Source organism: Pseudomonas sp. P179, from assembly GCF_000478485.2.
Lineage (GTDB): Bacteria > Pseudomonadota > Gammaproteobacteria > Pseudomonadales > Pseudomonadaceae > Pseudomonas > Pseudomonas aeruginosa.
This window is the reverse complement of the sequence record NZ_KI517354.1, coordinates 4,648,412-4,670,436: the sequence shown is the minus strand read 5'-3', so window position 1 is coordinate 4,670,436 and position 22,025 is coordinate 4,648,412. Positions and strand designations below refer to the sequence as shown.

At 68.6% G+C, this 22,025-nt stretch carries 22 protein-coding genes; 3 read left to right on the top strand and 19 right to left on the bottom strand.

Annotated elements, in window-relative coordinates; genetic code table 11:
• Positions 1-80: 80 nt before the first annotated feature.
• The 3 genes from HMPREF1224_RS33835 to HMPREF1224_RS33825 all read right to left on the bottom strand — a co-directional run bounded on the left by HMPREF1224_RS33835 (position 81) and on the right by HMPREF1224_RS33825 (position 2,965).
• Positions 81-854 carry an enoyl-CoA hydratase gene (locus tag HMPREF1224_RS33835; RefSeq protein WP_003101155.1) on the bottom strand — a complete coding sequence of 258 codons (774 nt, stop codon included), beginning with the start codon at positions 852-854 and terminating at the stop codon, positions 81-83.
• Positions 855-918: 64 nt separating this feature from the next.
• Positions 919-1,845, bottom strand: a complete 927-nt coding sequence (locus tag HMPREF1224_RS33830) for an iron-sulfur-binding ferredoxin reductase (protein ID WP_003101153.1) — start codon at positions 1,843-1,845, stop codon at positions 919-921.
• Complete coding sequence (locus tag HMPREF1224_RS33825) at positions 1,838-2,965, bottom strand: GGDEF domain-containing protein (protein WP_003101151.1); 1,128 nt, start codon at positions 2,963-2,965, stop codon at positions 1,838-1,840. Before HMPREF1224_RS33825 ends, HMPREF1224_RS33830 begins: the two co-directional genes overlap by 8 nt.
• 277 nt (positions 2,966-3,242) lie before the next feature.
• Between HMPREF1224_RS33825 and HMPREF1224_RS33820 the strand changes: the two genes are divergently transcribed.
• On the top strand, positions 3,243-4,766 hold the full coding sequence (locus tag HMPREF1224_RS33820; RefSeq protein ID WP_003116189.1) for a fumarate hydratase: 1,524 nt from the start codon (positions 3,243-3,245) through the stop codon (positions 4,764-4,766).
• 96 nt (positions 4,767-4,862) lie between these two features.
• Here the strand turns inward: HMPREF1224_RS33820 and HMPREF1224_RS33815 are convergent, their stop codons facing one another.
• From HMPREF1224_RS33815 to HMPREF1224_RS33740, 16 genes are all read right to left on the bottom strand, one after another.
• Positions 4,863-6,170, bottom strand: coding sequence for an Nramp family divalent metal transporter (locus HMPREF1224_RS33815; protein WP_073646363.1), 1,308 nt, complete (start codon positions 6,168-6,170; stop codon positions 4,863-4,865).
• An 84-nt stretch (positions 6,171-6,254) separates the two neighbouring features.
• Complete coding sequence (locus HMPREF1224_RS33810; RefSeq protein ID WP_003101146.1) at positions 6,255-6,563, bottom strand: ribbon-helix-helix domain-containing protein; 309 nt, start codon at positions 6,561-6,563, stop codon at positions 6,255-6,257.
• Between the two features lie 20 nt (positions 6,564-6,583).
• Positions 6,584-7,168 (bottom strand): DJ-1/PfpI family protein, encoded by a 585-nt coding sequence (locus HMPREF1224_RS33805; protein WP_003120861.1) that lies wholly within the window; start codon positions 7,166-7,168, stop codon positions 6,584-6,586.
• A 103-nt stretch (positions 7,169-7,271) separates the two neighbouring features.
• Entirely contained in the window at positions 7,272-7,883 is a 612-nt protein-coding gene (locus HMPREF1224_RS33800) for a DUF2846 domain-containing protein (RefSeq protein WP_010793815.1), read from the bottom strand.
• Positions 7,884-7,976: 93 nt separating this feature from the next.
• Entirely contained in the window at positions 7,977-9,257 is a 1,281-nt protein-coding gene (locus tag HMPREF1224_RS33795; RefSeq protein ID WP_010793814.1) for an acyltransferase family protein, read from the bottom strand.
• 99 nt (positions 9,258-9,356) lie between these two features.
• Positions 9,357-10,436, bottom strand: a complete 1,080-nt coding sequence (locus tag HMPREF1224_RS33790) for a phospholipase D-like domain-containing protein (RefSeq protein WP_003120863.1) — start codon at positions 10,434-10,436, stop codon at positions 9,357-9,359.
• A gap of 74 nt (positions 10,437-10,510) precedes the next feature.
• Positions 10,511-11,083 (bottom strand): YceI family protein, encoded by a 573-nt coding sequence (locus tag HMPREF1224_RS33785; RefSeq protein ID WP_003093949.1) that lies wholly within the window; start codon positions 11,081-11,083, stop codon positions 10,511-10,513.
• Between the two features lie 64 nt (positions 11,084-11,147).
• Positions 11,148-11,918 carry an IclR family transcriptional regulator gene (locus HMPREF1224_RS33780; protein ID WP_003093951.1) on the bottom strand — a complete coding sequence of 257 codons (771 nt, stop codon included), beginning with the start codon at positions 11,916-11,918 and terminating at the stop codon, positions 11,148-11,150.
• Between the two features lie 99 nt (positions 11,919-12,017).
• Positions 12,018-13,502, bottom strand: a complete 1,485-nt coding sequence (locus tag HMPREF1224_RS33775) for an amidase (protein WP_003123277.1) — start codon at positions 13,500-13,502, stop codon at positions 12,018-12,020.
• The gene (locus HMPREF1224_RS33770) at positions 13,503-14,822 is read right to left on the bottom strand and encodes a citrate-proton symporter (RefSeq protein WP_003101135.1); all 1,320 of its coding nucleotides are present in this window, start codon (positions 14,820-14,822) and stop codon (positions 13,503-13,505) included.
• A gap of 37 nt (positions 14,823-14,859) precedes the next feature.
• Positions 14,860-16,080, bottom strand: a complete 1,221-nt coding sequence (locus HMPREF1224_RS33765) for a M20 aminoacylase family protein (protein ID WP_003101134.1) — start codon at positions 16,078-16,080, stop codon at positions 14,860-14,862.
• A 164-nt stretch (positions 16,081-16,244) separates the two neighbouring features.
• A complete protein-coding gene (locus HMPREF1224_RS33760) occupies positions 16,245-16,835 on the bottom strand; it encodes a YceI family protein (RefSeq protein ID WP_003120867.1) in 591 nt (196 codons plus the stop codon).
• A 60-nt stretch (positions 16,836-16,895) separates the two neighbouring features.
• Positions 16,896-17,231, bottom strand: coding sequence for a hypothetical protein (locus tag HMPREF1224_RS33755; RefSeq protein WP_003093963.1), 336 nt, complete (start codon positions 17,229-17,231; stop codon positions 16,896-16,898).
• Entirely contained in the window at positions 17,228-18,343 is a 1,116-nt protein-coding gene (locus HMPREF1224_RS33750; protein ID WP_003101127.1) for a serine hydrolase domain-containing protein, read from the bottom strand. Before HMPREF1224_RS33750 ends, HMPREF1224_RS33755 begins: the two co-directional genes overlap by 4 nt.
• A gap of 67 nt (positions 18,344-18,410) precedes the next feature.
• The gene (locus tag HMPREF1224_RS33745; protein ID WP_003093967.1) at positions 18,411-19,196 is read right to left on the bottom strand and encodes an oxygen-binding di-iron domain-containing protein; all 786 of its coding nucleotides are present in this window, start codon (positions 19,194-19,196) and stop codon (positions 18,411-18,413) included.
• Between the two features lie 84 nt (positions 19,197-19,280).
• Positions 19,281-20,177 carry an acyl-CoA dehydrogenase middle domain-containing protein gene (locus HMPREF1224_RS33740; RefSeq protein WP_003093969.1) on the bottom strand — a complete coding sequence of 299 codons (897 nt, stop codon included), beginning with the start codon at positions 20,175-20,177 and terminating at the stop codon, positions 19,281-19,283.
• 202 nt (positions 20,178-20,379) lie between these two features.
• On the opposite strand from HMPREF1224_RS33740, the gene olsB reads away from it, so the two are divergent.
• Together olsB and olsA are read left to right on the top strand one after the other, a co-directional pair.
• The gene (gene olsB, locus HMPREF1224_RS33735) at positions 20,380-21,135 is read left to right on the top strand and encodes an L-ornithine N(alpha)-acyltransferase (protein WP_003093970.1); all 756 of its coding nucleotides are present in this window, start codon (positions 20,380-20,382) and stop codon (positions 21,133-21,135) included.
• Positions 21,135-21,911 (top strand): lyso-ornithine lipid O-acyltransferase, encoded by a 777-nt coding sequence (gene olsA / locus HMPREF1224_RS33730; RefSeq protein ID WP_003103796.1) that lies wholly within the window; start codon positions 21,135-21,137, stop codon positions 21,909-21,911. The genes olsB and olsA overlap by 1 nt, the downstream gene beginning before the upstream one ends.
• Positions 21,912-22,025: the final 114 nt, after the last annotated feature.

Genomic DNA, 22,025 nt, shown 5'->3' with positions numbered 1-22,025 from the left:
TCAGCCGCATCGCGGCGAATAACGCCTGGGGCGTTATCCGCCCTACGGATCGTCGCCCCGCTGGCCCAACAGCGGTGTGCTCAGGCGAACCTGGAGAAATCCGGCTGGCGCCGGTGCATGAAGGCGCTGAGCGCCTCGATCGCCTCGGGCGAGCGCAGTCGGGTACTGAAGATATCGCCTTCCTCGGCGATCACCCGGCGAAGCTCCTCGATAAACGGCGCTTTCATCAGGCGCTTGCTCTCCACTACCGCCGAGGGCGCCAGGTGCAGGAAGCGCCGGGCCGCATCGCGGGCGTGCTCCAGCACCGTGGCGCCATCCTCCAGCGCCGCATTGGCCAGGCCCCAGGCCGCCGCCTGCTCGCCGCTGAAGTCCTGGCCGAGCATCAGCAATTCCGCAGCCCTGGCATGACCGAGCATGCGCGGCAGGATCAGGCTCGAGCCGAACTCCGGTGTCAGGCCGAGGTTGACGAACGGCATCTTCAATCGCGCGTTGCGACCGACGAAGACCAGGTCGCAATGCAGCAGCAGGGTGGTGCCGATACCCACCGCCGGTCCGTTCACCGCGGCGATCACCGGCTTGGGGAATTCCAGCAGGGCGCTCATGAAGCGGCCGACCGGGCTGTCGCGCAGGGATGGCGGTTGCTCGAGGAAGTCGAGGATGTCGTTGCCGCTGGTGAAGCAGGCATCGCCGCCAGTGATCAGCACTACCCGCACAGCCGTATCGGCCTGCGCCTCCAGCAGCGCCTCGGCCATCCGACTGTACATCGCGCGGGTCAGCGCGTTCTTCTTGTCCTGGCGGTCCAGGCGCAGGGTCAGCAGCCCCGCTTCGCGTTCGACCCGAATCAGCTCGCTCATCGTCACTCCAGGGATGCGGCGCAGGGCCGCGGCAATGGCTGCAAGGCACCGCCACCGCGCCGCGTCAGGCGTGGGGCAGGAACAGGTCCGCCAGGGTCTGGCTACGCGGTACGCCGGCCAGGTAGAGATGCCGGGCGAAGCGTTCGACGCTGGCGGGTTGGCCGCAGAGTAAGGCCATGCTGCGCCGCGGAACAAGGCGGAGATCGGCCAAGGCAGAGGGCAACTGCGCCGCCGACACCAGGTTGACGCGCACTTGCGGATGACGCCCGGCCAACTCCGCCAACTCGCTCGCCAGGTAGTGGTCGCGCGCCAGGTGCAGCAACTGGATCGGCGCCTGGTGTTCCGCGCGCAAGGCCTCGCGAAGTATCCCCCAGAGCGGCGCCAGCCCGGTGCCGGCGGCCATCAGCAACAGCGGTCGCTCCTGCCAGTCCGGCTCGTAGCGCAACGCCCCGCCGCGCAACTCGCCCAGACGCAGGAGCGCGCCAGGCGCCAGGCGCCGGGCGCGGTCGCAGAACGCGCCGGGAGCGCTACAGTCGATGTGGAACTCCAGCCATGGGTCCTCGTGAGGCAGGCTGGCCAGCGAATAGGGACGCGCCACGCCATCGTCGCTCCACAGCAGCAGGTGCTGCCCGGCGCGATAGCGCAAGGGCCGCTCCGGCTCCAGGCGCAGGCGCAGCACATCGCCCAGCCAGTGGCAGGCTACGACCCTGGCCGGCAGCCCGTCGCGCTCAGGATCGAAAGGCTGCAACACGAGGTCGCCGAGCACCCGGCACTGACAGGCCAGCCGCCAGCCCGCTTCGCGCCGTGCCGGATCGAGCGCCTCCGGGAGGGTGTCGTCCACCTCGCCCTGCAGGCAATGCACCAGGCAGGCGTGGCAACTGCCGGCGCGGCAGCTATGGGGCACGGCGATGCCGCCGGCGAGCAGCGCATCCAGCAGGTTGCTGCCGGCGGCGACGGCAAGGCGTCGCTCGCCGACCCGTATGTCAGGCACTGGTGACCTCCCAGGTGGCGTCGCAGCGGTTTCGTCCGCCGCGCTTGGCACGGTAGAGCGCCTGGTCGGCCCGCTGCAAGGCCTCGTCGAGATCGTCGTCGGCATACAGCAGGGTCATGCCCACCGAAAGGCTCAGGGTATCCACCGTGACCCCGACCGGTTCCGCCTGTTGGAACGCCAGGCGCAGGCGCTCGCAACAGCTTTCCAGCTGTTCCGCGTCGGCGTGGGGCAGCAGCAGGACGAACTCCTCGCCGCCGTAACGGGCCAGGACGTCGCCATCACGCAGACAGGAACGCGCCACCGCGGCGAAGGTCTGCAGGACCCGATCGCCGGCGGCGTGGCCGTGGCGGTCGTTGATCCGCTTGAAGTGATCGAGGTCGATCAGCGCCAGGCCGTGCTGCCGGTTCGGCAGCAGGTCTTCCAGCGCCCGGCTGGCCATGCGCATGAAATGCCGGCGGTTGAACAGACCGGTGAGTTCGTCGGTGGCCACCAGGTCTTCCAGTTGGCGCATCATGCCGCGCAGCGTGTCCTGGTGCGCCTGCAAGGCATAGCGGCGCTGGCGCATGCGTTGCCGCATCGCCTGTATGTAGCTGGCGAACAGGCTCAGCCAGACCATTACGATGAACATCACGAGCACCTGCAATGCAGCCCGGCCCGGTAGCTCGAGACGCTGCTGCAAGGCCTCTACCAGGTAGATGCCGGAAAAAGCGATGAACGCCAGCGCCGCACAGCGGGCGAAGACCCGCGGCGGCAGTTGGAACACGCCGAACAGCAGGGCCAGCACGTAGAACACCATGAAGGTGCCGCGCAGGCTGTCGACGTGGTAGAGGAAATAGGTCAGCCAGGCGATCGCCACCAGCACCTGCGGCTCGGTCAGGCTGGGATCGGCGTAACGCAGGTTGCGTCCGCTGGCGAACAGCCAGAGGAAGGCCAGTTGGCAAGCCACCACCAGGGTGGTGCTGGCCGCCGCGGTGGTCGGCGCTGCGCGGTAGAAGCCGCTGAGTAGCGCCAGCCAGAGCAGGACCAGGCCGAGCAGGTAGGTGCCTGCGGCCATGCCGAACCGGCGGAGCAAGAGCTTTTGCAGCGCACGCTGTTTCAGAGGAGGCTTGTCTGTGCGCATGGGCTCCGTCCCGTAATGGCACCTGGCCGCAATGTACCCTGCCCCCTGCGGGTTGCCTAGTCGAACGAACTGCCAGCTAGCGGACCGCGGATTTATCGGCCGACCAGCCGGCTGGCCGACCAAGGTCTGATCGTCGGCGCGTGCGCCCGTCTCGCCGGAACGGCTATACTGTCGCGCCTTTTTTGCGCCGGTGCCTGACCGGCGCGCTCCTCGGCTGCGGCCGGCTCCGTGACCCTGCCCCGCATCCGAATTACCCGCCTGAAGAGGACCGTGCTCCATGGCCGTGATCAAGCAAGACGACCTGATCCAGAGCGTCGCCGATGCCCTGCAGTTCATCTCCTACTACCACCCGGTCGATTTCATCCAGGCCATGCATGAGGCCTACCTGCGCGAAGAATCGCCGGCTGCCCGCGACTCCATGGCGCAGATCCTGATCAACTCGCGCATGTGCGCCACCGGCCACCGCCCGATCTGCCAGGACACCGGGATCGTCACCGTGTTCGTCCGGGTCGGCATGGACGTGCGCTGGGACGGCGCTACCATGAGCGTCGACGATATGATCAACGAAGGCGTGCGCCGCGCCTACAACCTGCCGGAGAACGTCCTGCGCGCCTCGATCCTGGCCGACCCGGCCGGCGCGCGGAAGAACACCAAGGACAACACGCCGGCGGTGATCCACTACTCCATCGTTCCCGGCGACAAGGTCGAGGTCGATGTCGCGGCCAAGGGCGGCGGCTCGGAGAACAAGTCGAAGATGGCCATGCTCAACCCGTCCGACTCGATCGTCGACTGGGTGCTGAAGACCGTACCGACCATGGGCGCCGGCTGGTGCCCGCCGGGCATGCTCGGCATCGGCATCGGCGGTACCGCGGAGAAAGCAGCGGTGATGGCGAAGGAGGTCCTCATGGACCCGATCGACATCCACGAACTGAAGGCCCGCGGCCCGCAGAACCGCATCGAGGAACTGCGCCTGGAGCTGTTCGAGAAGGTCAACCAGCTGGGCATCGGTGCCCAGGGCCTGGGCGGCCTGACCACCGTGCTCGACGTCAAGATCATGGACTACCCGACCCACGCCGCCTCGCTGCCGGTGTGCATGATCCCCAACTGCGCCGCGACCCGCCACGCCCACTTCGTGCTCGACGGCTCCGGCCCCGCCGAACTGGAAGCGCCGTCGCTCGACGCCTACCCGGAGATCGTCTGGGAAGCCGGCCCGTCCGCGCGCCGCGTCGACCTGGACAAGATCACCCCGGAAGAGGTGCAAAGCTGGAAACCGGGCGAGACCCTGCTGCTCAACGGCAAGATGCTCACCGGCCGCGACGCCGCGCACAAGCGCATGGTCGACATGCTGAACAAGGGCGAAACGCTGCCGGTGGACCTGAAAGGCCGCTTCATCTATTACGTCGGCCCGGTCGATCCGGTCGGCGACGAGGTGGTCGGCCCGGCCGGTCCCACCACCGCCACCCGGATGGACAAGTTCACCCGCCAGATCCTCGAACAGACCGGCCTGCTGGGCATGATCGGCAAGTCCGAGCGCGGTCCCATCGCCATCGAGGCGATCAAGGACAACAAGGCGGTATACCTGATGGCCGTCGGCGGCGCCGCCTACCTGGTCGCCCAGGCGATCAAGAAGTCCAAGGTGCTGGCCTTCGCCGAACTGGGCATGGAAGCGATCTACGAGTTCGAGGTGAAGGACATGCCGGTCACCGTCGCGGTCGATACCAACGGCGAGTCGGTGCACATCACCGGCCCGGCGGTCTGGCAGAAGAAGATCGCCGAAAGCCTGGCGATCGAGGTCAAGTAAGCCTGCTCCGTCCCTGAAAAAGCCCGGCCCCGCGCCGGGCTTTTTCGTACGGCCACTGGCCGGAGCCTGGGCTGGCAGCGCCGCAGGCGCCTTGGTTCAGCCGAACCAGAAATACAGCAGGGTCAGGTTCGCCGCCGAGATCAGGCCGAACAACGACCAGGCCAGCGCGCTGACCCAGCGCGGGTTGACGAACTCCCCCATGAGGCCCCGGTCGCTGCTGAAGCGAATCAGCGGCCACAGGGCGAACGGCAATTGCAGGCTGAGCACCACCTGGCTGAGCACCAGCAGCTTGCCTACCGCGCCTTCGCCCAGCCAGAGCACGCCGATCAAGGCCGGCACCAGGGCCAGGCCGCGGGTGATCAGGCGCCGCTGCCAGCAGGGAATCTTCGCCCGGAGGAAACCCTCCATCACCACCTGCCCGGCAATGGTGCCGGTGAAGGTCGAGCTTTGCCCCGCCGCCAGCAGGGCGAAGCCGAACAGGAAGCTGGCCAGGGCGCCGCCCACCAACGGGTCGAGCAGGTGGTAGGCGTCCTGGATCTCCACCACCTCGGTATGGCCGCTACCGTGGAAAGCCGCGGCGGCGAGGATCAGGATCGCCGCATTGACCAGCAGCGCCAGGGACAGCGAGCCGATGGTGTCGAGCCGGGAAAAGCGGATCGCCGAGCGTTTGCTCGCCGCGTCGTCGCCGCTGACCCGGGTCTGCACCACGGACGAATGCAGGTAGAGGTTGTGCGGCATCACCGTCGCGCCGAGGATGCCGATCGCCAGGTACAGCGGCTCCTGGCTGCTCAGGGTGTCCCAGGACGGCCGCAAGCCGGCGGCGACATCCGGCCAGTAGGGGCCGATCAGCACCAGTTCGACGAAGAAACACGCGCCGATGGTCGCGATCAGCCCCAGCACTATGGCCTCCAGGCGGCGGAAGTTGGCGCCCTGCAGGGCCAGCACGATCAGGGTATCGAAGGCGGTGAGGACCACCCCGGTGGTAATCGAGACGCCCAGCAGCAGGTGGAAGGCCAGCGCCGCGCCGAGCACCTCGGCAAGGTCGGTAGCGACGATCGACAGTTCCGCCAGCAGCCATTGGCCACGCGCCACGCCAGGGCGGTAGCGCTCCCGGGAGAGCTGCGCGAGGTCGCGGCCGGTGGCGATGCCCAGGCGCGAACAGAGGCTTTGCAGGAGCATCCCGGAAAAGCTCGCCAGCACCACTACGAACAGCAGCGCGTAGCCGAAGCGCGAGCCCGCCTCGATGGCGGTGGCCCAGTTGCCGGGGTCCATGTAGCCGACCGAGACCAGCAGGCCGGGGCCGACGAACAGCGCCAGCTTGCGCAGCGGCGAGGCGTCGGCCGGCACCGCCACGCTGTGGCTGACCGCCGAGGGACAGAACGGCGCGGTGGCCGTGGTGGGCAGGGAGTATTTCACGAGGCGACGCCGGATCGGGGGAGGAAGTGCGACCAGCCTAAACGTTTCACCCCGGTCGCGTCTTCCCTCGCCTCAGGCCTGGGCGCGCTGGCCGACCAGGCTCAGCTCGGCGACTTTCTCGCGCCGCTGCGCCAGGTAGCGGGTACAACTGACACGCAGGAAGGAGGCGAAGTTGAGCACCTCGCCGCGATAGTCCATCACTTCCTCGTAGAGATTGGTGATCAACTGGTTGGTGCTCAGGCCCTCGCCTTCGGCGATTTCCCGGAGGATGTCCCAGAACTGGTTCTCCAGGCGCAGGGTGGTCACCACCCCGCGGATGCGCAAGGAACGCGAGCGCGATTCATAGAGGATCGGATCGGCTTTCACATAGAGTTCGCACATGCGCGGGGGTCTCCTGGGTCTCAGTGGCTGATGCGGGTGCCGAGCGCCTCGAGGAAGCGCGCCAGCCACGCCGGATGCGCCGGCCAGGCCGGCGCGGTGACCAGGTGGCCGTCGACGTGGGCCTGGTCCGGCGGAAGGTCGACGTACTCGCCGCCGGCCAGCCGCACCTCCGGGGCGCAGGCCGGATAGGCGCTGCACGCCCGCCCTTGCAGAACGCCGGCGGCGGCCAGCAGCTGGGCGCCATGGCAGACCGCGGCGATCGGCTTGCGCGCGGCATCGAAGTCACGCACCAGAGCCAGCACCTGCTCGTTCAGGCGCAGGTATTCGGGCGCGCGGCCGCCGGGGATCAGCAGGGCATCGTAATCCTCGGCGCGGGCCTGGGCAAAGTCGGCATTGAGGGTGAAGTTGTGGCCCGGCTTCTCGCTGTAGGTCTGGTCGCCTTCGAAATCGTGGATGGCGGTGCGCACGCTTTGCCCGGCCCGCTTGTCCGGACACACCGCATGCACCTGGTGGCCCACCATCTGCAGGGCCTGGAACGGGACCATGGTTTCGTAGTCTTCGGCATAGTCGCCGACCAGCATCAGGATCTTCTTCGCAGCCATCACGCGCACTCCTTCGGGCAGGGCCCGGTCATACCGGGGATGCACCTAAGGTAGCCAATCCGCAGGGGGACGCGGGTAATAGACGGTTACTACACGCGTGCCGGGTTCAGATGCCGATCTTGTCCAGGGCCCGCCCGACGCCTTCCCAGAACGAGCGCTGCACGCGTTTCCGGTAGCCGCTGGCGGCGAACTGCATGGGCTCCTGAACCTGGTGGGTAGCGCCGATTTCCGCAGCGCCGAGATCGGCCGCCACCAATTGCAGCGGGCCATCGCCCTCACCCGCCGGGTGCTCGCTCTTCGGTGGCGGGTTGAGTTCGTCGTAGCGCAGGTAGTAGACCGAGCCGGCCCTGGCCTCGAGCATGAAGCTGGCGATGCGGGTGAAATCCATCGGACCGTCGGCGAACAGGGTCCAGAAGCTGCCCGCCAGCGGCCGGCGCATTTCCAGCTTGTAGCTGCCGGTCTCGAACTCGAACGCCAGGTAGCCGTTGCTCGGCAGGCTGCCGATCAGTTCGTTGTTGAGGAAGATCCCCGGCGCCTCGAGTTCCTCGTCCGCCCACTGGCTCCGCGGACGGTAGAGGTAGACGGTGGCGTGGCTGGCATCGGCGCTCGGATGGGCGACGAAGGCCGGTCCGTCCACCACACCGAAGAACGCGCCGGGCGTGCTGCAGCCGACCAGGCTCGCGACGATCGACAGGGCCAGCGACAGGCTGCGCAGCATGCTCCATCCCTCTTCTTATGGTTATCCGCGCAGCATAACCAGCCGGGCCGGGCCTGCCACCCGTCGAAAGTCCGGTTCTCCGGGAGAACGGCCTCAGGCCGGGCGCGGCACCTTGGCCAGCGCCGGCGCCGGCATCAGCCGGCGCACCAGCCACTTGCGCACCGGCACCACGCCGCGCTCCTGGAACAGCACGCAGAACGCCACCAGCAGGACCAGGAACAGCGGGTAGTAGAGCAGCGACGATGGCAGCGCGGCCGCCGCCTCGGTGCAGGCGCGCCAGTCGTCGAGACAACGCCCCGGCACGGCGATAAGGCGCTCGCTACGGGAGAACAGGGTGAACATCGGCACATGCAGGGCGAACAGCGACAGCGAGGCGGCCCCCAGGCGCGGCGACCAGTGGCGGACGAAAGCGCTCTTCGGGTCGGCGGGCAGCGCGCAAAGGCACACCAGCAGCAACTGGGCCGGCAGCAGCAGGCCGTTGTGCAGCAGGAAGTACCAATGTTTGGCGCCCTGGGTGAACAGGTAGTCGGCCACCAGGAAGGCCGCCACCACCAGCGCCACCAGCGCGGCCAGCAGGCCGCGTCCCGGCACCATGCCACGGTCGCGGTAGCCGCGGAACAACCCGTAGGCCAGGATGCCGCCAAGGAATTCCGGCAGGCGCAGCAACGGATTGCGGTGCAGCAGGCCGGTCCAGGGGATCCCGTAGCTCTCGCTGGCCACTACCAGCGCCGGCGGGATCAGGTAGACCAGCCAGACCAGCGCCAGCACCTTCCACTTGTGCCGGCTGCGCATCAGCCGCGGGGCGACGAAGGGAAACGCCAGGTAGAAGAACATCAGCGTCGACAGCGACCACAACGGCGCGTTGAAGGTCAGGTAATAGGGATTCCAGGCCTGCAGCAGGAGGATCTGCAGGATGCTGTTGACGAACAGTTCGGTGTTGCTCATCCAGTGCAGGAAGAGTTCCGGGTGGGTGCGGCCGAGCACTTCGTTGGTGTCGTAGATGACGAAGCGCGGGGTGGCCTTGTCCAGCTCGGGACCGATTCCCAGGTGGCTGAGGGCCAGCAACACCAGGATCGACAGCAGCAGGGAGAACAGGTGCAACGGATAGAGATTGGACAGTCGCTTGGTCCAGAAACTGCGGGCGCTTTCGCGCAACCGGCCGCTGCGTGCGTAGACATGGGCCAGGAGGAAGCCGGAAAGCACGAAGAAGGTACTGGTGGCGAAGAACCCCAGGCTGGTCAGTTCGTCGAGACCAGGAAACTTCTGCTCTTTCGGATAGGTATGCAGGGTGTGGTACACCACCACGTACAGGCCGAGCAGGAAGCGCAACCATTCCAGTCCGATGAAACGTTCCTTGGAGCCGGGCGTTGCCACGCATCTCTCCTTTGTCATTGTAATGGGCGGTCCGGGGTAGACCCGCAAGCTCCCCGGCAAGTTTCACCGGGCCGGCCAGCGGCTACGAACGGCCGCTCCCTAGCGCCGGCGGTCGAGGAAATTCACCACTACCCGGTCCAGCCAACCCCACAGGCGCTGGTGCAGGCGCATCCACAGGGGACGCGCGCGCCACATCGCCAGGGTCACCTCGCGGCTGTCGGCGAAGTCCGCCAGCAGGCTCGCCGCCGCCTCATTGGTGAAGTCCGGGTCGAGGGCCTCGAGATTGGCGTCGAGGTTGAAGCGTAGATTCCAATGATCGAAGTTGCAGGAGCCGACGCTCACCCAATCGTCGACCATGACCATCTTCAGGTGCAGGAAGCGCGGCTGGTATTCGTGGATGCGCACGCCGGCGCGCAGCAGGCGCGGGTAGTAGCGCTGCCCGGCATAGCGCACCGGGGCGTGGTCGGTGAGCCGCCCGGCCAGCAGCAGGCGCACCTCCACGCCGCGCTGGGCGGCCTTGCGCAGGGCCCGGCGAACCTTCCAGGTCGGCAGGAAGTACGGCGTCGCCAGCCAGATCCGTCGGCGCGAGCCGTTCAGCGCGCGGACCAGCGATTGCAGGATGTCGCGGTGCTGGCGGGCGTCGGCGTAGGCCACCCGGCCCAACCCACGGGCCGCCCCCGGCTGCGGCGGAAGGCGGGTAAGGGTCATGCCCTCGCGGGGCTTCCAGGCTTTCTCTTCGAGACAGGCCAGCCATTGCCGCTCGAACAGCGCCGCCCAGTCCGCCACCACCGGGCCGTCCATCTCGACCATCACCTCGCGCCAGGCGCTGACGTCGCTGACCGGTTCCCAGAATTCGTCGGTGATCCCGGCGCCGCCGACATAACCGAGGCGCCCGTCCACCAGCAGCAGCTTGCGATGGTCGCGGTAGAGATTGCCGCCAGTCAGCTTCCAGCGCAGCGGGTTGTACAGCCGCAGTTCGCCGCCGGCCTCGCGCAGGCGCTGGATCCAGGCGCTGCCCAGGCCGAGGCAGCCGAAGCCGTCGAACAGGCAGCGCACGGCGACGCCCCGGCGGCGGGCATCCAGCAGGGCGACGAGAAACAGTTCGGCGCAATGCCCGTCTTCCACCAGGTACAGCTCCAGCTCGATGCTCCGCTGCGCCGCCTCGATGGCCAGCAGCATGCGCGGGAAGAACCGCACGCCGTCATTGAGCAGGGCGAAGCGGTTGTCGCTGCGCCAGGGAAAGACCGGGCCGCTCACCGCGAAGTGAAGATCAGCACGGCGCCGACCGGCACCGAGAGCCCGATGCTGCCGGCGCCGGCCAGCTTGCGCAGGGTCTCGATGCCGGGGGCGAGGTCGAAGTCGGCGGCGTCCAGCACCAGCGGCGACAGGGTCACCACCTGGAAGCGATGCTCGTCCAGGCGGGTCACCAACAGGTCGCTGGCGTAGCTCTTGCGCTTGCCGTGCAGGCTGACGGTCACCGGCTGGCGCATTTCCAGTTGCACGCCGTCGGCCAACTCGACGATCGGCGCCAGGTCGAGCTGGGCGGTGATCTCCGCCTCGGCGAAGCGCTTGGTCTCGAACAGATGCTCGCGGATGCGTTCGTCGCGCAGCGGGATGTCGGTGCTCACCGAGTCCAGCTCGACGCGCAGGCGCGCCTGCCCCTTGTCGTCGACCTTGCCGTGCATGACCAGGAAGCGGCCGACTTCCGAAAGGGTAGCGTTCTTGGTGGAGATGAAACTGAGTCGCGACGACTCGTAGTCCAGGTACCAGGCGGCCTGGACCGGCAAGGCCAGGAGGGCCAGGCCGAGGCAGATCAACTTGTGCATGCGGGCTCCCTTTGCGTCCGGCGCCACCTTAAACCGGCCGCCTGGGAGCAGGCAAACTCCCGCGTCAGTCGAGCGCGTGCTGCAACTGACTGACGGTATCGGCCAGGGTTCCCAGGTGCCGGCGGCGCACCCGTTCGACGCAATCCTGGTCGCGCGGCCAGTGCAGCGCCACGCTGCCGAGCAGGCGACCCTGGGCGCGTACCGGCAAGGCCACCGCGCGGATCAGGAACGGCAGGCGCACCGGATACTCCCAGTGTCCCTCGGTACGCTCGCCGTAGCCCTGGCCGTGGGCCTGCTCGCGGGTGCGCAACCAGAGGTCCTCGTCTACCTGGTGCTGGCGCGCCAGGCGGCGCACCTCGCTGTCTGCCAGTTCGCCCAGGCAGGCCTTGCCCATGGCCGAATGGAACAGGCTGGCGTGCTGGCCGACCACCAGCCGGTTGGCCGGGTAGCGCTTGCGCAGGACGCCGGGCACCGAGCTTTCCGCCACCAGCAGGCGGTCGCCGTCGAGAATCGACAAATCGGCGACCAGCCCGGTTCGCTCGCTCAACTCCACCAGCAGCGGCGCGGAACGCTCCACCACCTGGCAACGGAAGCGCTCGGCGGCGTCACCGTAGAGGCGGGTGGAACGCAGCCGGTAGCGCCGGTCGGTCAAGCCGCGGTACAGCCAGCCCTGCTCCAGCAGGGTATGCAGCAGCCGCGACACCGTGGCCTTGGGCAGTTCGGTCAGGTAATGCAGTTCCTCGAGCCCCAGCGCCTGGTGCTGGCCCAGCAGATCGAGGATCGCCAGCGCCCGCTCCACCGAACGCACGGTTCCCGCCTCTTCTCTTTCCGGCATGACGACACCTCCACCGTCGACAGACCGTTATGGCAAAGCAAGATGCAGGCCCAGGTCATGTAGGAAGAATCTGCGAATACGCCAGCATTGCTCCGCGGCCTAGTCGATGCCCCCTGGAGCCTCGAGCATCGCCGGCGGACGGCGGCTGACCCAACGGGTCAGGCCCTCGTGGGCATGGGCCAGTTGCAGCACCGCCAGGTCGGCCTGCGCCGGGCCGATTATCTGCAATCCCATCGGCAGGCCCGCCGCGCCGAAGCCGATCGGTACGCTGATCGCCGGCAAACCGGCCAGGGTCGGGCCGATCACCACCTCCATCCAGCGGTGATAGGTGTCCATCGGCCGCCCGGCGACCTGCCGCGGCCACGCCGTTTCTGCATCGAAAGGAAACACCTGGGCGCTGGGCAGCAAGAGGAAATCGTAACGTTCGAACAGACGCGCCAGCGCCCGATACCAGTCGCTGCGATCCAGCGAGGCGCGATAGACCTCGGTGGCGCCGAGGCCGAGCCCGGACTCCACTTCCCACTGCGCCTCCGGCTTGAGCCGGACGCGCCGTGCGGGATCGGCGTAAAGCTCGCCAAGCGAGCCCTGCACCAGCCACTGGCGATGGACCAGCCAGGTGCGCCACAGGCGCTCCAGGGGATAGTCCGGCAGGCACGCCTCGACGTCGCAGCCCAGCTCGGCGAAATCGCCCAGCGCGGCTTCGCAAAGCTCCAGCACGCCCTCCTCCATCGGCAGGTAGCCGGCGTAGTCGCCGAGCCAGCCGAGCCGGGCTCCGCGGAAATCGCGCCCGAGGTCGTCGGCGAACCTGCGCGGATCGTCGCGCAACGACAGCGGACAGCGCGGATCGTAGCCGGCCTGGGTGGCCAGCAGCCGGGCCAGGTCCGCCACGCTGCGCCCCATCGGGCCTTCGGTGGCCAGTTGCTGGACGAACAGTTCCGCTTGCGGGCCGTGCGGCACCCGTCCCTGGGACGGGCGGAAGCCGTAGACGTTGTTGTAGGCGGCGGGGTTGCGCAGCGAACCCATCATGTCGCTGCCGTCGGCCACCGGCAGCATGCGCAGCGCCAGCGCCACCGCCGCCCCACCGCTGCTGCCGCCGGCGATCCGCGCCGGATCGTAGGCATTGCGGGTGGTGCCGAACAGCGGGTTGTAGGTCTGCGAGCCGAGCCCGAACTCCGGTACGTTGGTCTTGCCGATGACGATCGCACCGCTGCTCTTCACCCGCTCGACGACGATGGCGTCGTGCTCCGGCACCTGCCCGGCGAACAGCGGCGAACCCAGGGTGGTAGGAATGCCGGAGGTGGCGGCGAGGTCCTTGATCGCCTGCGGCATGCCGTGCATCCAGCCCAGCCATTCGCCGCGCGCCAGTTGCCGGTCGCGCTCGTCGGCCTGGGCGAGCAGGCGGCTTTCCGCCTGCAGCGAGACGATGGCGTTGACCCGCGGGTTGAACCGTTCGATCTGCGCCAGGTAGGCCTGCATGACCTCGCGGCAGGACAGTTCGCGTCGGCGGATCGCCGCGGACAGCGGCAGCGCGTCAAGCGCGACGATTTCCTCGTGGCCGTCGCTTCGATGGCGGGTGGCGCTCATTCACAGACTCCTTGCCGGCTTGCCCAGGGCCGGTTCACGGGGGCGCGGGGCGGGCGTCGCGCCCTCCCGCAGATAGAGGGTGGCGAGCAGCCCGAGGAAGGCCGCGCCGAGCACGTAGAACGCCGGCGCCACTGGCGAGCCGCCGACCTCGGTGAGCCAGGTGACGATGAACGGAGCGAAACCGCCGAACAGCATCACCGCCAGGTTATACGCCACCGCCAGGCCGGTGGAACGCACCCGCACCGGAAACTGCTCGGCCACCGCGGTCGGCGCCGGGCCGAAGAAGCCGCCGATCGCCGTGCACAGCAACAGTTGCATCAGCAGCAGGCGCCCCAGGCTCGGCGCCGCGGCGACCCAGGCGAACAGCGGATAGACCATGAGCATGAAGGCCAGGGTCGCGACCAGCAGCACCGGGCGCCGCCCGACCCGGTCGGAGAGTCCCCCAGCCAACGGGATCACCAGGGTCATCAGCGCCACCGCAGCCATCTGCACCATGAACACCTCGTCCAGCGGCAGGCCCAACTGCTTGTGGGCGAAGGTCGGCATATTCACCAGCACCACGTAGAAGGACACCGTGCCGATCACCGTCAGGCCCATGCTCACCAGCACGCTGCGCCGGTATTCGCGCAGCACGCCGAGCAGCCCCTGGCGCTCGCCGGGCTCCCGGATGGCTTCGAGGAAGGCCTCGGTCTCGCCCATGTAGCGGCGGATCCACAATCCCACCGGACCGATCAGCAGACCGAACAGGAACGGCACCCGCCAGCCCCAGCTCTCCAGGGACTCGGCGTCCAGGCAATGGGTGACCAGCGCGCCCATCCCCGCACCGGCGAACACCGCCAGGCACTGGCCGAACAATTGCCAGGAACCGTAGAGACCGCGCCGGTGCGGCGGCGCGCTTTCCACCAGGAAAGCCGTGGCGCTGGCGTACTCGCCGCCGGTGGCGAAACCCTGCAGCATTCGCGCGATCACGATCAGCAACGGTGCGCCGACGCCGATCGCCGCGTAGGTCGGGGCGAAGGCGATCATCGCGATGGACAGCGTCATCAGCAGGATGATCAGTTGCATCGCCGCCTTGCGTCCCCTGCGGTCGGCATACAGGCCGAGCAGGACCCCACCGACCGGACGCATGAAGAAACCGACACCGAAGGTGGCCAGGGCCATCAACAGCGAGGTGTACTCGTCGCCGGAAGGGAAGAACAGCCTGGCGATCAGGCTGGAAAGGAAGCCGTAGACGATGAAGTCGTACCACTCCAGGGCGTTGCCGATCACGGCAGCCGCCACCTGGCGGGTACGCGAGGTACCGCTCGGGCAAGCGTGCATGGGAATCTCCTGGTAACCGGGGGAATGCCGGCGCGGCTCAGGCCGCGCCGTTATTGGCGGCAGTCAGTCGAAGGCCGGACGCCGCGGGGGCGGCCAGCCAGGTCTCGGCGAGCGCGCCCCAATAGGCCGCGCCCCGGACCAGGATGTCGTCGTTGAAGTCATAGGCCGGGTTGTGCACCATCGGCCGTCCTCTGCCGTTGCCGATGAACAGGTAGCTGCCGGGGCAGCGCTGTAGCATCCAGGCGAAGTCCTCGCTGCCCATCAGCTTCGGCGTGTCGCCGTCGACCTGCTCCGCGCCGGCCAGCTCGACCCCGACCTGGCGGGCGAACTCGGTTTCCTCGACGCTGTTGACCAGCACCGGATAGGCCGGGTAGTGCTCGATGCTGGCCTGGCACCCATAGCTGGCGGCCTGCAACTCGATGATCTGGCGAACCCGCTGCAGCACCTGCTCGCGCACCTGGCCGTCGAGCGCCCGCAGGCTCAGGCGCAGCACGGCGCGCTGGGGTATGACGTTGGCCGCCTCGCCGGCCTGCAATGCGCCGACCGTGACCACCGCGGCCTTCTGCGGATCGACGTTGCGCGCCACCACGCTCTGCAGGGCCATCACCGCGCTCGACGCGGCGAGCAACGGATCGACGCTCAGGTGCGGCATCGAACCGTGTCCACCGACGCCCTCCAGGGTGACGCTCAGCAGGTCCTGGGAAGCCATCATCGGTCCCGCGCGGAAGCCCAGGTGCCCGGCCTCCAGTCCCGGCATGTTGTGCATGCCGAACAGCGCATCGCAGGGAAAGCGCTCCAGCAGCCCGTCGGCGAGCATCGCCTCGGCGCCGCCCTGGCCTTCCTCGGCGGGCTGGAAGATCAGTACCAGGGTGCCGTCGAAACGCCGCGTCGCCGCCAGGTAGCGTGCCGCGCCGAGCAGCATCGCGGTGTGTCCGTCGTGGCCGCAGGCGTGCATGCGCCCGCCGTGGCAGCTGCTGTAGCCGAGCCCCGTGGCCTCGACGATCGGCAGCGCATCCATGTCCGCCCGCAGGCCGAGCCGCCGCGTACCGTCGCCCTGGCGGAGGACGCCGACCACGCCGGTGCGGCCGATCCCTTCGTGCACTTCGTAGCCCCAGCCGCGCAGGCATTCGGCGACCAGCGCGGCGGTGCGTCGCTCCTCGAAGCCCAGTTCGGGATGGGCGTGGATGTCCTGGCGCAGGCTACGCAGGTCGTCGGCGACCTCCTCGAGCCAGGCCACGATGTGTCGATGTCGAGCCATGCCGTCTCTCCTCTGGCCGGATTGCGCTCCGGTCTTGTTGGCGGGAGGCCCGGACGCAAGGCCGGCCGGGCGTGGTCACAGCTAAGCGCGGCACGCGGCGAAGGACAACGGAAGGCGGTTCCACTGGGTGGAACCCAAGGCCCGCGCCGCCCTCCGCCGGTACGTCAGAACTGTTCCGGCGGCACTTCGCGGAAGTTCAGCACGGCGAACACCGGTACCTCGGGAGTGATCGAGGGAATATTGGCCATCTCCTTCAAGGGCTTGAGCTTCTCTTCCAGGTCGAAGTCGAGCAGCTTCAGCAGCACCGGCTCCAGGGTCGCCACCTGGACCAGCCCTTCGCCCTGGCGGGTGACCAGCACGTCGGCCTTCAGGCGGCGCTGCTGGCCGTGCAGGTCGAGGGTGAAGTCGAGCTTCTCGACCCGCGACTGGCCGACCCGCAGGTCGTCGAAGCCGGCCATGTCCAGGCGGCTCTCCACGGTGGCCTCGGGGAAGCGCGAGGTTTCGAAGAAGTTGTCCTTCATTCGCTCGTCGCGCAGGGCCAGGCCGCTGTCCAGGGTGCCCAGCGGCACCACGATGCGCGCGACGCCCTGCTTGTCGATCTGGCCGCTGAGACGATCGAAGCGCTGCACCTCGGCCATCTTCGCGCGTTTCACGGAAACGAAGCTGATCCGCGAGTAATCCGGCTCCAGTTGCCATTCCGCCGCCGACAGCAGCGGGCTGAGGAGCAACAACAGGACACACAATACAACAGGCATTCCACCTCCGGCTTCGGGCCGGCGCCGTCCCTCGCCCCGCGCCCCGACATGCGCCGCCGGTCAGTCCGGCAGCCTGTCCGCCTCGGGCATGAGCCGGCATCCCTCGCGCGGGCCCAGCCAGGCGGCCGTCTGCGTACTGCCGAGGCCGCGGGCGGTCACCCGGCGGCGGGCTTCGTCGTCGAAGAAGCCGCTGATCGGCACGTACTGTTGGGTATAGGCCCGGCAATAGTCCGCGGAGTTCCCCATCACGTAGCGGCAGGAGCAGTACTCCTTGGCCGTGTAGGCGCCGATGATGGCGGGAAAGGCCGCCAGGTGGATGCGGTTCTGCCAGGCCCACGCGAGGGCAGCGAGCAGCCCCAGGACGAACAGGAAGAGCAAGGGATGGCGACGGATCATGGCCGCGCCTCCCCGGCGAACGCCGCCTGTGCCAGGCGCAGGAATTCGTTGTGGCGGAAACGCCCGTCGCGGTCGTCGGCGTAGCGCACGATCACCAGCTTCTCCTCGGGCAGCACGTAGAGCGCCTGGCCCCAGTGGCCGAGCGCGGCGAAGGCGGTCTCGGCGACGTCCGGCCAGGGCGCCGGCGCGCCTTTCACCGCACGGTTCAACCACCACTGGCCGCCCGGCACCGCCTCGCCCTCCTCTTCCGCGCTCGGCCGGTAGCGGGCGAAGGGCGTCAGGTTGAACTCGACCCATGCCAGCGGCAGCAGTTGCCGCTCGCGCCAGCGCCCGTGGCGCTGCATCAGCAGGCCGACGCGCGCCAGGTCGCGGGCGCTCATGTAGACGTACGACGAGCCGACGAACGTGCCGGCGGCGTCTCGCTCCCATACCGCCGAACGGATGCCCAGCGGCTCGAACAGCGCGCGCCAGGGGTACTCGGCATAGTCCGCGCCGAGCATGCCGTGGAGGGCCGCCGCCAGCACGTTGCTGTCGCCGCTGGAGTAGCGGAAACGCCGGCCCGGCGGCCGGGCCTGCGGGGTTTCGGCGACGAAGCCGGCCATGTCGTCACGCCCACGGGTGTAGAGCATCGCCACCACGGAGGACTTCAATGGCGCGAACTCGTAGTCCTCCTGCCAGTCCAGCCCGGAAGACCAGTTCAGCAGGTGGCGCAACGTCACCTCGGGATGACGGGCGAACGGCGGGTAGTAGCGCGCCACCGGGTCGTCGAGCTGGAAGCGCCCTTCGCCCTCGGCGACGCCAAGCAGCGTGGCGAGCAGGCTCTTGCTCACCGACCAGGTAAGGTGCGGGGTCTCTGCACGGCTCGGGCCGGCGTAGCGCTCATAGACCAGACGACCGTCGCGGATCACCACTACCGCGTCGGTGCGGATGCCTTTGCGACGAACATCGTCGCGACGACCGAAGGCATAGCGCTCGAATGCCTCCAGCGCCGGCCCCGCGGGCTGTTGGGCACGGGGCCAGTCGGTGTCGGGCCAGTCTTCGGCCAGGGCAGGGAGGGCGAATACCAGGGCCAGCGCGGCGAGGGCGCGGCGGGACAACGGCAAAGCGGGCATCGGCGGGCCCTCTCGACGGTCGAGGGGCAACCCTAGCATGGCCTCGATGACGCCAGGAAGCGCGGACTCAGCCTGGCATGCGGTAGTCGTCCGGGCCGAGCAGGTCGATGCCGCACTCGAGGTTCTCGATCCAGTAGAGGAAGGCGCTGATCATTTCCTTGCCGACGAAGGGCCGCCCGTGTTGCGGCACGATCATCTCCACATCCATGTCCCGGACCATCCGCGCCCACAGGCGGCAGATCTTGTTCGCCGCCATGTAGCGGCGATGGAATCCGTCCATGTACTGGATATGCGCGGCGAAATCGCTGACCGGCGCCGCGTCGTCCACCAGCGAGGCGCCCATATCGCCCGAGAAAAGGATCTTGCTCACCGGGTCGTAGAGCTGGAAGTTGCCCACCGAATGCAGGAAATGCGCGGGGATCGCCTTCAACGAGCAGTCGCCGAGAGCGATCGCCTGGCCGCGGTCGGGCAACGGCATGACCCGGTCGTAGGTGTTGATGCCATGGCTGACCGCCAGGTAGTTGGCCGTCAGGTGCGGCAGGAAGCGCGCCCACAGCTTGGAGCAGATCACCCGGGCGCGGGTGTGCAGCAGCCACTTGTCGAGGGCGGCGATGATGTCCGGGTCCTGGTGCGAAGCGAAGATGTAGTCCAGCTCCTGCAGCGGAAAGCGTTTCGACAATTCCAGCGAGAGCGGCGTGTAGGTCAGGTCGCCGCCGGGATCGAGCAGCAGGTACTGGCCGTTGTCGACGATCAGGAACTGGTTGGACTGGACCCCTTCGCCGCTGACGAGGTCATCGAAACACAGGCACTGGTGGCTGCCGTTGTCGAACAGCACGATCGGTTCGCGTCGCATGGTCGGTGAAATCTACTCTGTGCAGGCGCCGAGGAGCATTCCTCGCCGGATGCTGCGCAGGGTAAGCGCCTGCGGCGCGGCGCCTCACTGACCTGGGTCAAGCCCGAGGCGGGTCAAGGCCTTCTCCAGGCGAACTTTGCGGGCCCCGTTGGCAATCGCCAGCAAGCCGCGATCGCGTTGCCACAATGCCTCCCAGGTCGAGGCGTTGGCGGCGAAGGCGGCATCCAGTTGCCCCTCCAGCGCCGAGAACTGTTCGAACAGCCCAGCCAGTACCGCCTGGGTGCCGACGCAGGCGACCGGATGCCGCGCGACCTCGGCGCAGCCGCCGAGGATGCCGGCCAGGCGCAGCAGCAGCGGCGAGGGCCAGCCGCATTCATGGCCGACCCCATAGAGCCAGCCGACCAGCGCCGCCAGCACATGGACATCCTCCAGCAGGCGGAACGGCCTGACGTAGTCGTCCCAACCATCGCCGGGCAGGCGCTCGCAATGGGCACCGTCGAGCAACAGGCGGGAATGCGGCACATCCGGCATCAGCGGCAGCGCCGGCAACGCCTCCAGGCGCGCCCCCGGGGCGCCGGCCAGGACCACCGTCATCGACAGTCGCGGCGGCTGCCCCGGAGCCTCGTCGCGGGCGGCCACCAGCCACCAGGAGGCGCTGTCGCCAGCGGTGACGAAATCCTTTTGTCCATGCAGGACCAGCCCCTCCAGGCGGGTCTGCAGGTCCGCCGGGCGCACGCTGCGCTTCTCGGTCACGCACAGCGCGCCGAGACCTTCCGGCGCCGCCGGCCAGAGCGCGCGCAGGGCCGCCTGGTAGCCGGCGAGGAAGGCCAGGCCCGGACTCGCGGCCAATCGTCCGCCGAGCACCGCCCGCTCCAGGGTGCCAAGACCGTCGGCGCGCGCCAGGGCGGCGGCGTGCCAGTCTTCCAGGGAGCCTTCGGTGGGCAGGCGGTCGAGCGGGCCGAGCAAGCGTTGCCAGGACATGGCGGACTCCAGTGTGGAATGTGTCGGAACCGGCATCCTGCCGAGGGTGCCAGCGTTGAACAACGGCGCGTTACATCCGGCGACAATGTCATACAAGCATCACGCCCCTGTCACAGGGGTGACACCGCGCCTTCCTAGCCTGAGCTTGCACAACAAAGCCGAGCGGCCGCAACCCGCGGCGCCGGCCCAAGGAGGCCCAGGCATGACCCAGACCGCCATTACCCGCGAACCCGTCGCCGGACGCCGCCTGAAGGCCGAGCGCCTGAACGGCGCCCGCGCCCTGCGCGAGGCCCAGGCCCTGCGCTACCGCGTATTCAGCGCCGAGTTCGACGCCAAGCTCGAAGGCGCCGAAGACGGCCTCGACCGCGACGACTACGACCGTCACTGCGCGCACATCGGCGTCCGCGACCTCGACAGCGGCGCCCTGGTGGCCACCACCCGGCTGCTCGACCATCGCGCCGCCGAACGCCTCGGGCGCTTCTACAGCGAAGAGGAGTTCCACCTCTCCGGCCTCGACGCCCTGCACGGCCCGGTCCTGGAGATCGGCCGCACCTGCGTCGCTCCCGAATACCGCAACGGCGCCACCATCGCGGTACTCTGGGGCGAACTCGCCGAGGTCCTCAACGAGGGCGGCTACCGCTACCTGATGGGCTGCGCCAGCATTCCCATGCGCGACGGCGGTATGCAGGCCAAGGCGGTGATGCAGCGGCTGCGCGAACGCTACCTGTGCACCGACTACCTGCAGGCCGAGCCGAAGAACCCGCTGCCGCCGCTGGACGTCCCGGAAAACCTCACCGCCGAGCTGCCGCCGCTGCTCAAGGCCTACATGCGCCTGGGCGCCAAGATCTGCGGCGAGCCTTGCTGGGACCCGGATTTCCAGGTCGCCGACGTGTTCATCCTGCTCAAGCGCGACGAACTCTGCCCGCGCTACGCCCGCCACTTCAAGGCAGCGGTCTGATGGCGCGGCTGCGCCTGCTGCTGCGCAGCGCACGCCTGCTCGGGCTGGTCGCGCTCGGACTGGGCCTGGCCGCTTGGGTCAGCCTGCGCGAGCGGCTGCCCGGCGCCGACGTCACGCCGCTGCGCCAGCGCCTGACCCGCTGGTGGCTGGCGCGCCTCTGCGCGGCCCTGCCCTTCGAGGTCAGGGTCAGCGGCGAAGCGCCCCGGCAACCCATGCTGTGGGTAGCCAACCATGTGTCCTGGACCGATATCCCGCTGCTCGGCGCCCTGGCGCCGCTGACCTTCCTGTCCAAGGCCGAGGTGCGTGCCTGGCCGCTGGCCGGCTGGCTGGCGGAAAAGGCCGGCACCCTGTTCATCCGCCGCGGCTCGGGCGACAGCCGGCTGATCAACCAGCGCTTGGCCGAACAACTGCACCGTGGGCGCAACCTGCTGATCTTCCCGGAAGGCACCACCACCAACGGCGAAAGCCTGCGCACCTTCCACGGTCGCCTGATGGCCAGCGCCCTGGAAGCCGGCGTGGCGGTGCAGCCGGTGGCGATCAGCTACCGCCGCGACGGCGTGCCCGATGCGCAGGCGCCGTTCATCGGCGACGACGACTTGCTCAGCCACCTCGGCCGCCTGCTGCGCGGCGAGCGCGGCAGCGTGCATATCCAGCTGCTGGAACCGATCCCCAGCCAGGGCCTGGACCGCGCCGAACTGGCCCGCCAGGCCCAGCAGGCGGTGCGCCTGGCGCTGTTCGGCACTGCCGCCACTACGCAAACCCGGCGCGCCGCCTAGCCCGGATTTCTCATGAGGCCGGCAGGCGTGGCCGGTGAAGCCTCGGTGTATCAACAACCTGCCTTCCACCGCTAAAAATTGATCGTTTTTTATTCAATTCCCGCGTATGGGGCG